This is a genomic window from Geomonas ferrireducens (assembly GCF_004917065.1).
Lineage (GTDB): Bacteria > Desulfobacterota > Desulfuromonadia > Geobacterales > Geobacteraceae > Geomonas > Geomonas ferrireducens.
Map to the genome: position 1 here is coordinate 204,672 of NZ_SSYA01000003.1, position 14,786 is coordinate 219,457.

Annotated in this window: 17 protein-coding genes; 3 read left to right on the forward strand and 14 right to left on the reverse strand. The window is 60.5% G+C overall.

The genetic code is table 11. From position 1 onward, the window contains the following. The 9 genes from E8L22_RS16700 to E8L22_RS16740 form a co-directional block, all read right to left on the reverse strand. The gene (locus E8L22_RS16700) at positions 1–336 is read right to left on the reverse strand and encodes a type II toxin-antitoxin system RelE family toxin (protein ID WP_135872719.1); all 336 of its coding nucleotides are present in this window, start codon (positions 334–336) and stop codon (positions 1–3) included. Between the two features lie 92 nt (positions 337–428). Then, entirely contained in the window at positions 429–2,543 is a 2,115-nt protein-coding gene (locus tag E8L22_RS16705; protein ID WP_136526281.1) for a methyl-accepting chemotaxis protein, read from the reverse strand. Positions 2,544–3,003: 460 nt separating this feature from the next. Next, positions 3,004–3,630, reverse strand: coding sequence for a LysE family translocator (locus E8L22_RS16710; RefSeq protein ID WP_136526282.1), 627 nt, complete (start codon positions 3,628–3,630; stop codon positions 3,004–3,006). A 13-nt stretch (positions 3,631–3,643) separates the two neighbouring features. Next, positions 3,644–3,874 carry a hypothetical protein gene (locus E8L22_RS16715; protein ID WP_136526283.1) on the reverse strand — a complete coding sequence of 77 codons (231 nt, stop codon included), beginning with the start codon at positions 3,872–3,874 and terminating at the stop codon, positions 3,644–3,646. 167 nt (positions 3,875–4,041) lie between these two features. Next, a complete protein-coding gene (locus tag E8L22_RS16720; protein WP_136526284.1) occupies positions 4,042–4,323 on the reverse strand; it encodes a J domain-containing protein in 282 nt (93 codons plus the stop codon). A gap of 1 nt (position 4,324) precedes the next feature. Further along, complete coding sequence (locus E8L22_RS16725; protein ID WP_136516202.1) at positions 4,325–4,654, reverse strand: CGGC domain-containing protein; 330 nt, start codon at positions 4,652–4,654, stop codon at positions 4,325–4,327. Between the two features lies 1 nt (position 4,655). After that, a complete protein-coding gene (locus E8L22_RS16730) occupies positions 4,656–5,288 on the reverse strand; it encodes a class I SAM-dependent methyltransferase (protein WP_136526285.1) in 633 nt (210 codons plus the stop codon). Positions 5,289–5,408: 120 nt separating this feature from the next. Then, on the reverse strand, positions 5,409–5,633 hold the full coding sequence (locus tag E8L22_RS16735) for a hypothetical protein (RefSeq protein ID WP_136526286.1): 225 nt from the start codon (positions 5,631–5,633) through the stop codon (positions 5,409–5,411). A gap of 39 nt (positions 5,634–5,672) precedes the next feature. Then, positions 5,673–6,866 carry an MFS transporter gene (locus E8L22_RS16740; RefSeq protein ID WP_136526287.1) on the reverse strand — a complete coding sequence of 398 codons (1,194 nt, stop codon included), beginning with the start codon at positions 6,864–6,866 and terminating at the stop codon, positions 5,673–5,675. A gap of 348 nt (positions 6,867–7,214) precedes the next feature. Here E8L22_RS16740 and E8L22_RS16745 point away from each other — a divergent pair, with 348 nt between their 5' ends. Both E8L22_RS16745 and rnk read left to right on the forward strand, forming a co-directional pair. Then, complete coding sequence (locus E8L22_RS16745; RefSeq protein ID WP_136526288.1) at positions 7,215–7,892, forward strand: hypothetical protein; 678 nt, start codon at positions 7,215–7,217, stop codon at positions 7,890–7,892. A 256-nt stretch (positions 7,893–8,148) separates the two neighbouring features. After that, the gene (gene rnk / locus E8L22_RS16750) at positions 8,149–8,577 is read left to right on the forward strand and encodes a nucleoside diphosphate kinase regulator (RefSeq protein ID WP_136526289.1); all 429 of its coding nucleotides are present in this window, start codon (positions 8,149–8,151) and stop codon (positions 8,575–8,577) included. Between the two features lie 59 nt (positions 8,578–8,636). Here the strand turns inward: rnk and E8L22_RS16755 are convergent, their stop codons facing one another. The 5 genes from E8L22_RS16755 to E8L22_RS16775 form a co-directional block, all read right to left on the reverse strand. Then, positions 8,637–9,545 (reverse strand): AEC family transporter, encoded by a 909-nt coding sequence (locus tag E8L22_RS16755; protein ID WP_136526290.1) that lies wholly within the window; start codon positions 9,543–9,545, stop codon positions 8,637–8,639. 37 nt (positions 9,546–9,582) lie between these two features. Then, positions 9,583–10,230 carry a response regulator gene (locus tag E8L22_RS16760; RefSeq protein ID WP_136526291.1) on the reverse strand — a complete coding sequence of 216 codons (648 nt, stop codon included), beginning with the start codon at positions 10,228–10,230 and terminating at the stop codon, positions 9,583–9,585. A 265-nt stretch (positions 10,231–10,495) separates the two neighbouring features. Next, on the reverse strand, positions 10,496–10,942 hold the full coding sequence (locus E8L22_RS16765) for a hypothetical protein (RefSeq protein WP_136526292.1): 447 nt from the start codon (positions 10,940–10,942) through the stop codon (positions 10,496–10,498). Positions 10,943–11,269: 327 nt separating this feature from the next. Next, positions 11,270–12,229 carry an SGNH/GDSL hydrolase family protein gene (locus E8L22_RS16770; protein WP_136526293.1) on the reverse strand — a complete coding sequence of 320 codons (960 nt, stop codon included), beginning with the start codon at positions 12,227–12,229 and terminating at the stop codon, positions 11,270–11,272. Positions 12,230–12,415: 186 nt separating this feature from the next. Continuing rightward, entirely contained in the window at positions 12,416–13,681 is a 1,266-nt protein-coding gene (locus E8L22_RS16775) for an amidohydrolase (RefSeq protein WP_136526294.1), read from the reverse strand. 229 nt (positions 13,682–13,910) lie between these two features. Between E8L22_RS16775 and E8L22_RS16780 the strand changes: the two genes are divergently transcribed. Next, entirely contained in the window at positions 13,911–14,564 is a 654-nt protein-coding gene (locus tag E8L22_RS16780; RefSeq protein WP_136526295.1) for a fibronectin type III domain-containing protein, read from the forward strand. Positions 14,565–14,786 lie beyond the last annotated feature (222 nt).

A 14,786-nucleotide genomic window follows, 5' to 3' on the forward strand; every position in this document is an offset into this window, starting at 1 on the left:
CTAGAGCCTGTTCGCCTCGTTCTTGTGGTAGACGTCGAAGAAGATGACGCTGTTGTCGGAGACCTCGGAGCAGAAGCCGCATTGGGAGTGAAGCTTGTGCCCTTCCTTGCGGCAGAGCTCGCACCAGTGATAGATGAGCCGGTAGTCGCGCCGCCCCACGTATTTCTTCAGGCGGCCTTGGTACTCGCCGTGCATCCAGCCGTCGGCGTCGCTCGGGTTTAAAAGGAGCCGGTCGATGACCGACTGGATGCGCGCGTGACCGGGCGGGTCGTGCTTCTCGATCTTCGCGATCTTCGTCTTGAAGGAAGGGGTGGCGAAAAAACTAAAGGGCGTCATAACGACCTCTTCGGCATCGGGCGGCTCCTGGAGCCGTCGGGGATTTTCCTGACGTGCGGCCGGCCCGATGCTAGCACACCGTATCGCTTCTTTCAATGGCCTCCCTGCAGCCTGAAGGCGCCGGTTCCCTCCCGCAGGACGCCGACCTGGCCGGTAAGCTCCGCCGCCCCCGCCTCGAGAAGCGCCGCGGCCTGCAGGCAGCGGTCCGCATCGGCGTTGATCTCGGCCACCGCCGCAGCGATCTGGGTGCTCTCCTGGGCCTGCACCGCGCAGGCCTTTTCGATCTTCTGCGACATGTCTGAGACGTCCATGATCGAATTCGAGATGTCGCGCCCCACCTTGCTCTGCTCGCGGGTCGCCCACTGGAACTGCGCGGCCAATTCCTTCATCTGCTCCGAGGCAACCATGATCGCCTCCTTGGCGCCGGACTGCTCCCTGATGGCGCGCTCGATCCGCTCGGTCATGTCGGTCACCCGGTCCATCGCCTCCCTGATGAGGCTCGTCCCCTTCGCCTGTTCCGCCGTGGCCCGCGCGATGCCGCTTATGTGGCTTCTCGCGGTGGATACGCCGCTCACGATCTTTTCGAGGGCGTCACCGGAGCGTGAACTGAGCTCCTCTCCCGCCGCGATGCGCTGGTCCGTCTCCTTGAGCGCGTTCACCGCCCGCTCGGTCTCCTCCTGCACCCCGGCGATCAGGCCGGCTATTTCGCTCGTGGAGCGGGCGGTGCTCGAGGCGAGCATCTTGATCTCCTCGGCGACCACCGCGAAAGCCTTGCCGTGCTGGCCGGCCTGGGCCGCGATGATGCTTGCGTTCAGCGCGAGGAGCGAGGTCCTCTTGGCGATGTCGTCGATCACGGAAGATATCGCCCCGATCTCGTGCGTCCTCGCGGTGAGCGTCGCGATGACCTGGTTGGTGACCCCGGATGAGGCGCGGATCTCGCTTATCCCCTGGCGCATCGCCCGTACCGCCTCGACCCCCTTGAGGGCGTCTTGTTCCACGACCTCCGCCACCTCTGCGGTGAGCACGGCGTTTCCCTTCACCGTGTTGGTGGCCGCTTCCATCTCCAGGATCGATGACGCCGTCGACATGGAGGAGGAGACGAGTGCCACGGTGTGATCGCCGATTTCGCCGCTGGCCGTTGCGCTCTGCATGATCGAGGCGGTCACCTCGGCGATCAAAGAGGTGAGTCTCTCCGCATTCAGGGCGACCTCCTCCGTCGTCGCCGTCATCTCGAGGATCGATGCGGAGGACTCCGACGCCGCCCGGGCGAGTCGCTGCGTTTCGTTCTCGATCTCCTCTGCCTTGCCGGCGATGGTCGCAACGTAGGAGGACGTCTCGATAACTTTGCCCTGCTGGCGACGCGCGGCCGCCACAGCACCCGCGGCTTCTGCGGAGAGGTCGGTCGATATTCCCTGTACGCTTTCCGCGGACCCGCTCACCCTGCTGATCATGTCGCGCAGCTCGGTCACCATGGCCCGCAACGACTCGAGGAGCTTACCGGCCTCGTCGCCTCCACCCGCTGGAATCGCCACGGTGAGGTCCCCCGTCGCCACGGCCTCGGTGATGGAGACCGCCTTCTTCAGTGGGGCGAGCAAAAGGCGTGTGAACCAGGCGGCGATGCAGCTGGCGAAGAGGGTGAAGGCGACTGCCAGGGCGATCACCGTGGTTCGCGTGTGTTCGAAGGACTGGAGGAAATCCGCGGTCTTCACCCCTACGTATAAAGCGCCGATCACCTGGCCGCTGTTGTCACGGATCGGATCGTAGGCGGTGAAGTAGGGGGTGTTGAGGATCGGCGCGACGCCCCGGTACCCTTCCCCCTTCTTAAAGAGAGCATCATAGGCGGGACCCTCGAGCCTTGTCCCCACCGCTCGGCTGCCGTCCTCCTTCACTACGTTGGTGGCCACCCTCACGTCATTCATGAAGATGGTGGCCGTCCCGCCGCAGATCTTCGCCACCTTGTCGGGAAGTTCGTTGTTGCCGTTCAGGACGCAGTCCCCAGCCATCAGGCGGTTCCCCTCGACCCGGAAGGCTCCCTTTTGCCTGAGCAACTCCCAGAAGGTGTTGATCCTGCTTTCCTGTGACGCAGTGGCCACGCGCACCATCTCCCGCCTCATCTTGGTCAGGGAGACGTACGTGGTGACGCTTACCGCGGTAATGACGATGGTGACGGTCAGTATGGTGCCCTTCTTTACGATGCTCAAATTCACCTGTGATCCTTGTCGTAACTTTGAAAGCGGCAGTTGCCGGTATAAGAGTGGGGTATTGTCGTGCAGAAAAAGCTTTTTGATAAATTGTGCACCATTAACTATTTCACTTGATGAAGATCATGACGCAGATTGTAATGCACTATTCAGTAACGTGATTTTAAAATTACGTATATATCACACGCCGAATAACAAAATAAAGCGCGATCCGAGTGTTTAACGTATACGGTATCTCGCCTGTAACTAACTGTCAGTCAGTATGATTTTTCAATAACAGGTGTCGGCTGGTCAATAACTTCTTACATGACGAAACGAAGGAGCACTACGGGGTGGGGAAGGTACTAAGGTTCTTTAGGGGATTCCGGTAACGGGAGTGCAGTTGTCGACGAAGCACTGTACGAGCACAAGGTCCCCCCATTTGCGAAGGGGGAGCCTGGGGGATTTGATTTGAGGGGGGCCTAACTCAGGGGCTGCTTCTTCTCAGGCATCCGAGGGAGATCCCCGCCGCGATGAGAGAGGCTCCGGCCGCGCAGCGCAGCAGTCGGGAGACGCCCGAACCGACGCCGCAGCGACCTAAGCGCGCGGAAGACGCGGCGTAGATGATGAGCACACATGAAGCGGTGGAGAGGTGTATGAGCGCAAGCGCGGCAAGTTGGCCGGCAATCGGCTCGCCCGTCGTCACGAACTGCGGGACGAGAGATCCGAAGTACAAAAGCGCCTTTGGGTTCGCCGCGTGGAGGGCGAAACCACCCAGGAAGGAGCGACCAGTACCGTTGTTGGCAGTGGCAGCCTGCCGCGCCAGCGAAGCGGAGAGCCCCGAAAGTACGATCCGCACGCCGAGGTAGACCAGGTACACGGCACCGGCCCATTTCATTATGGTGAACAGTCGGTAAGATGCGGCGAGTATCGCGGAGAGCCCCGTTACGGAAAGGACGATATAGAAGGCGTCGGCGGCAAGGATGCCGAGTGCGGCCGGAAGTCCCGAGCGCATCCCCCCGCGCATCCCCTGCGTCGTCACGTACAGGACGGCGGGACCGGGGATGGCGGTTGACGCCAGTGAGACCAGAAAGAAGAGGGTGAGCAGTTTCATCACAGCACGCTCGTCAGTATTCCTTCGGGGGCTCGACGTAACCGCACTCGGGGTTTTCCTGGAGGTGGACAAAATGCGCGATGTGCTTGTCGCCCGCAGCGCGCGGTCGGACCGGTTTGCCGCACTTGTCGCATTCGAAAAGAAGAGAGTACTTCTGTTCTGCCGTAGCGCCGTCGCGTATGGCGAGCGCTTTGTCCACGCTGATGATGTGGCCGAAGAACTTGCACTGCAATGCCATGCCCATTTCCTGCTCCTTCACAAACTCGTTCAGTTTTTTCGGGTGGATAGCCCGGTGCTGCGAGCCATGCTCCCACCGGAACACCGCCTCTCCCGAAAAAGGGACGGCAGCCCCCCCGGAAAGCTAGAACAATGTATTATTTTTCGTTGGCATTGTCAACGGCTGTCACTCGCTCAGTTCCGATAGAAGTCCATGAACTGGTTTCTCAGCCGCTCATCCGGGTTCTGCTCGTAGAACTCTTCTTCCGTGAAGGAGAAGCGGTACCCGGCGACGTACTCCGACACGATCCGGTAGGCCGCGTTTATCAGGCGGATCCTTTCCGGGTCCCCCTGCGCACCGGCATCGGGATGATGGCACTTGACCAGCTCCCGGTGCCGGGCCTTTATCTCTCCCAGCGTCGCCCGCTCCCCCAGCCCCAGTATCCGCAGCGCCTCCTGCAAGTCCGCGTAGGTCATGTCAGTGCGTCCAGTCGATGATCTTTACTTCGGGCCCGACCTTCGCTTCCACTGCCGCCTTCATGGCAGCGAAGTGAGGGCAGGGGTAGCCGATGGGGTTTCCCTTCTTCATGCAGGAAGCGAAGACGATACCCTCCGCTCCGCGATCCACCATCATCTTGGCCCGGGTGACCGCCTTCTTTCCGGAACAGCCGCCGCAGGACAGAAAGCCAACGATCTCGACGGGGCCAGTTTCCTCGAATGCCTGCGTGCCTTCGCCGGCCACCTTGAAGTCCACCGTTCCCGGGCACATATCCTCAGTCAATTGACAACGAATGATTCCCACCTTCATGCTATTTCTCCTTGCCGTTCTTTATCGTCTTTACGACCGCGAACCCGCCACGCCCATGCCCTTCGCTGACGGACAACCCGGCGGGAGCCGGCAAAAGGGTCTGCCGGTAAGAGAACCCCGAGAATCCCGCCTCGGTCAGAAGCGCTTCAAGCTCGGCCGCGCTGCGAAAGGTAGCTTCGCGGTAGAAGTCGCTCCCGCTTTTTTCCCGCTCATAGCTTTCCCCAAGCGCACTCTCCCGGTCGATGAACCCTATGATGAGGGAGCCACCCGGCTTCAGTACGCGCCGTACCTCGGCCAGCACGCGTGAGACGTCCTCTACGAAACAGAGCACGGTGACGATCACCGCGTAGTCGAAGCAGGCATCCGGCAGCGGGAGGGCTTCCGCCGTCCCTGACAGAACTTCGATCCCCCGTTGCCGCGCAAGCTGCGCCATTCCCGGTGAAGGCTCGACGCCCAAGGCGATACCGAGCGGTGCCGCGAAGCGGCCGGTCCCGACGCCGATCTCCACGCCGCTTCCCTGCGCCGGGACGAGTTCCCGCACTGCCGCCAACTCCGCCTGATAGATGTCGACGTGCCTGTCGAACCAGGCGTCGTACTCCGCGGGATGGCGGTCGAACGCATTCATTTTTGCCATGACCTTCGCCTTGCTCTCGGCTTCACGATCTCTCCTTCGTTCAACCGGCAATCCCTCCGGTTACATTCGGATATTTAGATATCATCCGGTCAAGCGCGGGGCAAGGGAAAAGAGGCGGGGTCAGCGGCTCCGCAAGACGGCTTCCAGCGTCGCGTCGATCTCGGCCAACACCTCGTCTGGCAAGCGCTCTATGTGCACGATCCGCTGCACGAGATCGGCCTGGACGAAGTCGGGGAGGAGCTTCACGATCTCGCCGGCATCTTGCGCCGGGAGACGGGCTAAGAGGACCGCCATGGTCTGCGGCTGTTCCTGCAGCAGCTTTTTCGCTATGGCTCGATAGTTCATGCTCTGCTCCTTTGCGGCGGGGCTTCCGTCCGCTCAGCATCACACAAGCTCGGCCTCCCGGCGTGGCGCGTTCTTGAGGAAAAGCGCCGCGAGCAGGGGGAGGGTTAAAAGGAATGCGTAGAAGAGGAAGTAAAAACTGCGCGCCACGCCCGCCGCGTCGGCCAGCTTTCCCACCAGCGGACCGCTCACCACGAAGAGAAGCCGGAAGGAAACCGACTGCAGGGAAAGTGTTGCCGCGCGGTTGACGCTCGTCGACTCCTTCTGGGTGTGGGACAGCATCATCGGCCCCCTGAAACCACGCATGCAGGTCAGAAGGTAATAAAAGAGGAATCCCCAGATCCCGCCGCTCAAACCAAGCCCCAGATAACCGACGGCGACCAACCCCAGGAAGAGAAGGACCATGCCGCGGTCCCCCAGGCGGTTGTGCAGCCGGTGACTTGCCAGGGCGCAAAGCGCGACGGTCAGGTTCGCGCCGGCCCATACCGGCCCAAACCAGGTGACCGGCACGCGGGCGTGCTGCATGTAGGGTTGGATCAGCCAGACCGGGTAAAAGGAGGCGACCCCCAGCACCGTGTTGAGGAGGATGGTGTAGCGCAGGTGACGGTTCTCCCTGAAGGCATAGCGGGCCGTGGCGACCGCCTCGGCGAGATGCGAGCGCTGCGGCGCATGCTCGCGCGGCGTTTCCGTGAGCCGTGAGGTGACCAGGAGCCCGGCCCCCCATACCGCGACCTGCAGGACGAAGGGGAGCCTCGGCTCGAAGGCGTAGATCACGCCGGCCATCACCGCTCCGGCTGCCTCGCCGATCTGGGCGAAGCCGTGCATGCGCCCCTGGTGCCGGGCATAAGAATGCTCATCCCCCTGCGCGCGCAGCGTCTCATACAGAAGGGCGCTGTCCGAGCCGCTTATGAAGGAGAGCGACATCCCGAGGGTGATCTCCGCCAGCAGCACGGTAGTGAAGGAGTTCGCATAGATGTAGATGCCCCAGCCTGCCATGCCAAGGGCCGCAGAGATGTTGAGGGCGCAGCGGTAGCCGACCCGGTCGCTTATGTAACCCGCGGGGTAATCGAGTGCCAGGGTCGCCACCGAGAAGATGCTCTGCAAAAGCAGGATCTGGGTCAGCGACAGGCCGATGTGGTCCTTCCAGAAGAGGGTGATGATCGCCATCGGAAACAGCATCATCTGCAGGAAGGAGAAGACGTACAGTTTTCCTATGTTACCGGATAGACTTTTCATCACAGCATCCGTACCCGCTCGCGTGCGAATTTGCAAGGAGATTATGGAGGATCGGCGGCCTCCCTCGATCGTTGCGAGCACGAATCTGTTGACATTCAAGAAGTTGTATATATATGATTGGGCAACGGAAGTACCGGGGGGGAATAAGAAGCACTGGTCCCCACGAAGCGCTGCATGAGCCTGACGTCCCCCCCTTTGCGAAGGGGGGACAGGGGGGAGCTAGGAAGGACAGTTCTACGGGAGGGGCATGGCAGTTCTTATCTTCATCATGTGCTGCATCTGGCTTGCGATCGCGCTTATAGCGCTATTCTGCAAGTCAGATTGCTTCACCAGGTGGTAGGGGGCGTCATGGAGGCGTTACACGAGAAGATGGAGACCTGCTGCAGGGAGCTTCGGTCCGCACCGCTCCGCGTACGCCGCCTGATCGGCCTGCAGCGGGTGACTCCGGTCGCCATCGAGGTGCCCGCGTGGTACTTCCGGCTTGAAGAGGCACCCGGTGCGTACCTGCTGGAGTGTGTCGGTGCCGGGGAACTGGGTGGGAAGGGGAGCGTTTCCCTGGCCGGAAATTTCACGGTCCGTTTTTTCCCGACCCCCGGGGTGACACCGGTCGTGCTGAGCAGGAAGGAGTGCATCCTGCGCAGAAGCCGGGCCTTCGACGGGGACGGCTTCCCCCGCCCGGAGTACCTGGAGCTGATCAGAAGACGCGACTATTTCGCCGCCGGGGATATCTCCATCATCTTCCCGCCGCGTGGCGGTGCGCTGTTTCACCTCAATGAGGATGACCGTTCCGGCGCGGGCTCCGATCTGTTTCACACCCTGGTCCGCATGTTCGTCTTTCATCTGCATAGCACTCCGGCCGTCTGGACCGCGGGCACGGGATGGCAGGCGATCTCCTTTCTTCCCGCTCCACATCTAAACGGCGGTGCAGTCCGCGAGCCGCTCCCAGTCTGGCAGGAAATCCTTGTCGCACGGGCACGGGAAGCGGGTGAGGACTCCCCCGACTGCCGGACCGCCTCCCCTTGTTGACGCCCACATGCAAAGATGCTAGGGTTGGGGACCGTAACGACTAAAAGATTCGAGGAAAACATAGCCGTGATCTCAACCCGTCTTTTTCATGCCACCCTTTTTACCCGCCTGACCGCAGCCGCGTTGCTGCGCGGTCTCGCACGTTCTATGTCGGTGCCGGAGGGAAGGGTTTAGCTTTTATCGTACAGACCAACACCAAGACCCCCGCCGGCATGAGCCCGCGGGGGTTTTTTATTGCCCGAAAAAGGAGAAGAAAATGAAGCAAAGCGGAAAGGGTAGACAGATATTCATCACGGAGTTCGACCTGGAGCGTCTTGAGGAGATGATCAGCAGTGTCGAGCAAAGGTCGTCGCGCGACGGCAGATATCTCGCGGAACTGGAGCAGGAACTGACGAGAGCGGAAGTGGTCCCCTCCGCGGGCATCCCCCCGGACGTCATAACCATGAACTCGCGGGTGCGTCTGCAGGATCTCGATTCCGGCGAGGAGTTGGAGTATACCCTCGTGTTCCCGCCCGACGCCGATCTGGAAAAGGGGAAGATATCGGTGCTCGCCCCGGTAGGGACCGCGCTGATAGGCTACCGTGCCGGCGACCGCATCGCCTGGGCGGTGCCCGGCGGAAAGAAGAAGCTGAAGGTGAAGAAGGTCCTCTACCAGCCTGAAGCGTCGGGAGATTTTCACCTGTAACTGCGGTCAGAGCAAGCCCCGCCGGAGGCGCAGTCCCGGCGGGGCATGGCCCGGATGGGTCAGGCGGTGAGGCGTGTCAGCCAATAGACGGCGGGGATGGTTCCGAAAGAGAGGATGATGCCTATCCCTATCATGGCCACGGCGAGGTCGGCCTCCATCCCGGCAACGACGGCGAGCGCACCGGCCGTCACCATAGGCGGCATGGCCGCTTCGAGGATCGAAACGTCGACCACCATGCCGGCAACCCCCGCCATCCGGCAAACGAGGAGGGCGATGAGCGGTGCCGCCGCGAGCTTCAGCGACAGCCCGAAGGCAAGCGGCCCGAGCACCCGGCGCGGCAGTCTGAGCCTCATCTGCAGGCCGATCGCCGTCATGACCACGGGGACGAGGGTTAGAGAGACGTTTTGCAGCGCCTGGGCGAGCTTCTCCGGGTAAGGGAAGGCGCGGGCGACCAGGCCTACCAGCAGGGCGATGGTGGGCGGGAAGAGAAGCATCTTGCGCACCATCGCCGAGAGGCGCACCGACCCGTCCTTGCCGTACAGGGCGAGAATCATCGAGCCATAGGTCACCATGATGATCATGGTTCCCAACTGGTCGTAGATGATGAGGTAGGGAAGGCCCGCCGCCCCGAAGAAGGCCTGGACCATCGGGACGCCGAGAAACGAGGTGTTGCCGAGCGGCACCACGAGGAGCAGCACCCCAACCGATGCACGATCCCAGCGCCACAGCCGCGCCGCGCCGAGGACAGCGGCCACCGACAAGAAGAGCATCCCCCACGGCACGAGCGCGGCGGTGATGATGTCGCGCGAGAAGACGATCTGCGGCACCTTGAGGAGGATAAGCGCCGGCAGCGACACGTAGAGGGCGAACATGTTCAGTACCTGTGCCGAGTCCTTCGGGAAGGCCTCGAGACGGCGAAAGAGCATCCCGAGCAGTACGAACACGCCGATGATGATGAAATTTTCCATTCCTGCCTGATTCTCCTGCAATGCCGCAACCGGCAACTCAGATCCGGTTCACGTCTATCATCGCCTCGCCCATGACGTACTCCGTCTTCGCGTCCCGGGACGCTTCGGCCAGTCGCGCCACGATGCGGCGGATCTTGTCCAGCTCAAGCTGCATGTCCGACAGGTGCGCACGGACCTTTTCCTCATCGCTGACATCGCGGGAGGCGAGGCGAAGGTGCCAGAGGATCGCAGTGAGCGGGTTGTTGAATTCGTGGCTTATCGCTACCGCCATTTCCCGCAGCAACTTGAGCCTTTCGAGCTCCAGGGCCATCTGCTTCTCCCGCCTTGAAGCTAGGTGCAGTGAGACGCGCGCCAGGAGTTCCTCGGGATGGAAAGGCTTCACGATGTAGTCGTCCGCTCCTGCCTCGAACCCCTTCACCTTTTCCCCTCCGGAATCGCAGCCGGTGAGGAATATGATGGGGATCTCGCGCGTCCTCGCATCGCCTTTCAACTGCCGGCATACGTCATAGCCGTTCATCCCCGGCAGGTTCACGTCGAGCAGAATCAAGTCCGGGGGCATTTCCATCACGGCGGAGAGCGCCGATGCGCCGTTTTCTTCCACCGTGACCTCATATGCGCCTTCCAGGATGTCGCGCAGATGGGCCTGCGACACCTTGCTGTCTTCTACGGCGAGTATCTTTTTCATAGGCGCTCCCGAAAGACCCGATTTTCCGCTAGGCCAAGTACCATTTCATAAAAAGGGGCGTTTGCCAATGCAAAAAAGTCCGATGGTCAAGTGACTCTCGCTGGGGGACCGGCGCGTTGGAATAAAGGGAACGGCTGGGTCGGTCGGTACGGGCAGCGCCGAGACTTTTGCAAAGGCTGGAAAAGTGGGGGAAGAAAAAAGGAGAACCCGCCGCCGCGGGTTCTCCTTTAAGGTCTCTTGCGGGTGCTGTGGAGCTGTCAGGTGTCTAGATCTCCGGAGCGTAGCGCTTCTCGCACTCTGTTTTGAGTTTCAGGTACTCATCCTTTGAGATGGTCCCTGCTGCCAATTTGGAGTCAAGCGTGGCAATCTCTTTGTTGCGTTTCTTCTCCACCACCGAAACCGTGCTCATGTAGTTGAGCGTTTCGGCACCGTTGTAGCCGCTGACCGGGTCCCATACCACGGATATCGGCCAGCAAAGCAGGTTGACGATGCCTATGCCGTAGTTCCTGGTATAGAAGGAGCCACCCCCAGGAAGAATGCCCAGCCATGCCGCGGTAGCGGGATCCTTCTCCTGGACCGCTAGTCCGTTGTTGCGGTACCACTTGAGTTCCGCCTTTTGTGGTCCGCTCAGCTCCGTGGCGCAACCGGCGAGCACCGCGAGCAGCAAGATCACCGCTGTCGTCATTGAGGCAACTGTCCCTTTAGATCTCATGATCGTCCCTCCTTTTCCGATTTCGGTGCGGCAAAAGGGTGCCGGGTTTTCAGACCCGGTCGACGCCCCTTATTGCTTAAAGTCGGGGAGATCTGTATCAGTGGAGCAGCGCCTTGTATCTGGCAATGACCAAAGAGGACCATGCATCACAGACCTCTGTCAAAAGAGTATGTCTTAGTGAGATGAAGTCAAGCGACTTGATGTATGAAAAGGACGGTAAGCTTTTGATTACCGACATGAATCGCAGAGGGTGGGGCAGGAGATGGCATCAGGCCAGACGGCAAAAACCGGAGCTCCTCTGCGAGAGGCTCCGGTTTTTGCATCCGGTCACTTGACCAGCTCAGACAGCGCCCGTTGCGCGATGATGGAATGCACCTTCTCCGTTGGATGTATGCCGTCCCAGAAGAGGAAGGTGTTGGGATTGCTACAGGCGTAGGGGGCGAAGCCGGGCGTGACGCAGGTGGCGTCGACGACGCTGAGTCCGAATTCGGCCGGGTTGCCGGCGACCTCTGTCAGCGTGCTGAAAAAGTCGACCCTTACCACCTCCATGTCGGCGAGCTGGGAAGACATCGAGGTCACTAGGTAGTCGAGCAGGTAGTTGTAGTATTGCGACATCTGGCGGGCTGCGGTAGCCGCTCCCGGCATTATTTTGTCGGTAGCGATGAGCGCCGGGGTAAGAGAGAGATCCGGAGCGAAACACACCAGGAATTTCCTGGCTCCGGCGTTGTAAAGGGCGGTGATGTTTGACTGTATCGACGATATCGCCTGATTGATGACCCCGGGATCCTGCGCCTCGATGGCGTCCCTTATGTCATTGCCTCCAAACTCAATGACATAAAGGGCATCTGCCGGGGCGTGGCCGCCGAAAACGTTGAGGAAGGTGGTTACCTCGTAGGTCATGGTCGCCTTTTCTGCCCTGTCGCCTGCCCTGGCCCCGCCGATTGCGTAGTTGGTAGCGGCGCCACCGAATTCGCGGAAGGCCGGACGGGTGTTGCCCGAAAGCGAGAGCTGACGTGCCAACTGCTCGATCCAGGTCATACCGTTGCTGAAGTGGTGGCCGCCTCTTGCGTACGGCCTGTCGGGAATCAGGAGCTCGTCGAGGAACTGGTAGGGAGGTGTGTTTGCCATGCCGGAGATGGCAAACGCGTTGCCGGGGTCGGAGAGGCTGTCGCCGAACACGATGATCCGGTTGAACGATGTCTGTGCCCCGGCCCACGCAGGTACCATGAGTAACAAGACCAGAAAAAGCCCAAGTGTTGCCTGCAGTTTGGGACGAATCGTTGCCATAGAATCCTCCTTTTGAGTGACTGCTTATGATAGCAACCAGAGATCAATCTGCTTACGCCGCCTACCCTCCTTTTTGCAGGTGCAATGAGTGCAAGTCTATGACTTTTAGTTCTTCCTGCAACTTTCCCTGATACAGCAAGCCCACATCTTTTCTCCGGTCCGCCTGAGGCGGCACCACTTCCGTCCCTAGTTCGCCCCACGACCTGCCAGCCAAACCCCGGCTGCAGTCAGCATCGTTTCGATTCCGGTGCGCAGGGTCGGGTGCAAGGCGGGCGCCCAAAACGGCGAGTGAGGGCCTGGCAGTTGCTCGATCTCACCCGCCTGCAACGCCTTGTCGTACAGTTCCGGCGCGCACCCCCCCACGAACCAATAGGTGTAGGGGGAGTTCCAGGCTTTTCCGAAACGTCCGAAGTCCTCGCTGGCCCCTTGTGCCGGCATCTCAACGAACCGCTCTCCGAAGTAATCTTGAAAGGCCTCCCTTATCTTTCTGGTCGTCTCGGCGTCGTTCACCGTCAGGGGGAAGTTGTTGATTTCCTCAAAGGCGGGATCTCTCGGCGCGTTGGACGCGCGTGCCTCGGCGACGCAGATCCGTTTTATCGCCTGCAGTACATGGTTGCGCACCGCTTCGTCCGTGGTCCGGACGTTCAGCTTCAGGCAGGCTTCGGCGGGGATGATGTTCTCGGCGGTTCCGGCGTGAAACTCACCGACGGTCACCACCGTCTGTGTCTGCGGTGCGATCTCGCGGCTGACGATGGTTTGCAGCCGCAGCACCGCGGAGGCTGCCATCACGATGGGATCTATGCCGTTTTGCGGCATTCCGCCATGGGCGCCTTTGCCGAAAAAGCGCACCAGCAGGCTGTCGCCGGACGTCAGGACTTGACCAGCTCGGCATCCAACCGTCCCTGCGCGGCATTGCAGCATGTGCTGCCCCATGATGACGTCCGGGCGCGGGAAGCGCTGGGTCATGCCGTAGTCGAGCATCGCCTGCGACCCTTGGCCGGTCTCTTCCGCCGGCTGGAATACGGCCATGAGCGTGCCGCGCCAGGAGTCGCGCGCGAGCGACAGCACCGTTGCCGCACCGGTCAGCCAAGTCGTGTGCATGTCGTGGCCGCATGAATGAGCCACAGGGACCGTTTCTCCTTTTTCGTTCGCTACCTCGATGCGGCTCGCATAGTCGAGCCCCGTCTCCTCCTTCATCGGTACGGCGTCCATGTCCGCGCGCAGCATGACCGTGGGGCCGGCCCCGTTTTCCAGTACACCGACGACACCGGTGGCGCCGACCTTTTCCGTCACCTTGAAGCCGGCTTCATGCAACTTCCCGGCGATGATCTTAGACGTGCGGAGTTCTTGCATAGGGAGCTCCGGATGCTGGTGCAGATCCTTATAGAGATCCTCCACCATAGGCAGAACCGCTTCAACCGTTTTCAAAAGTCCATCGACGAACTGCGACATGTTCCCTCCATTCCTACGGCAATGCTTGCAAGGTTACCATAAACTCAACATCTGAGTCAGAGCACCTCCGTTACATCGCTTCTCCAGACGGGGGGGCGGCACAGTTCTATTACTGACCACCATTTCTCCTCAGCAGGTTTGGGGCGGGCGGAAGTTGACGTTTGTATCGCTTGACGGCATGGGATAATTTGATAAATTGGTAAAAATTAATCTTAAAGGGAGGAGAGAAATGAACGCTTCGGACCGATTCCTGATGAACCACGCCGCTATGGCCCCCTTGCAACTGGCGACATGGCTCAACGATGCCGCCACATTGCAGGACGCACATTCCAAGATCAGCACACAGATCGACCATTGGGTGCCGTGGTCCCCGCAATTCAGGAGCCACAAAGAGAGTATCGAGAGTGAATTACAAAAAGCTCTGGCGCTTGACGTGCGCACGACGAAAGAACTCCAGGCGGCCATCTCGGCGGCGGTCGACGACGTGAATATAAACGCCGCCTACCTGGTGATCAGGGCGAAGTGTGAGAAAGACGAAGCTTGGCTCCACAACAACGGATATACCCTGAAAGAAAAAGCGAAGAGGGTTTACGACAGGCCGGTTTCCACCTCTTCCCTGGCCCTTAGAGTGAAAAACGGGCCGAATGCCGGGCAAGTCATCCTCAGTTGGACCAGAGATCCCGGGGCAGGTTCCTATCAACTGCAGATCTGTAAGGGGCATCCGCAGGGGGAAGAGTCGTTTGTGGATTACGCGTACCTGACGAAAGTTCGGACCACAGCTGACAGCCTCGAGCGCGCAAGCTGGTATTACTTCAGAATAAGGAGTGTCGGGAACAACGAAAACGGCCCTTGGAGCGAGGCCGTCGGCATCATCGTGACCTAACCTGCAAAAAAATCCGGCTAACGGCCGGTCCCGTGGATGCGAGACCGGCCCCGCCTCTTTTTTCCGACCCCTCCCACGGCTTAAACCGACGAAACGCATCGAAGACGTGGGGATACGCTTCCCCGCAGCATGGATGACAAACTTTACGCAGCGATAGTGAAGCGCACCGCGGAGATCGCAAACTCCGCGCCGCGATAGCGAAGTGCGCTGCGGAGATCGCAA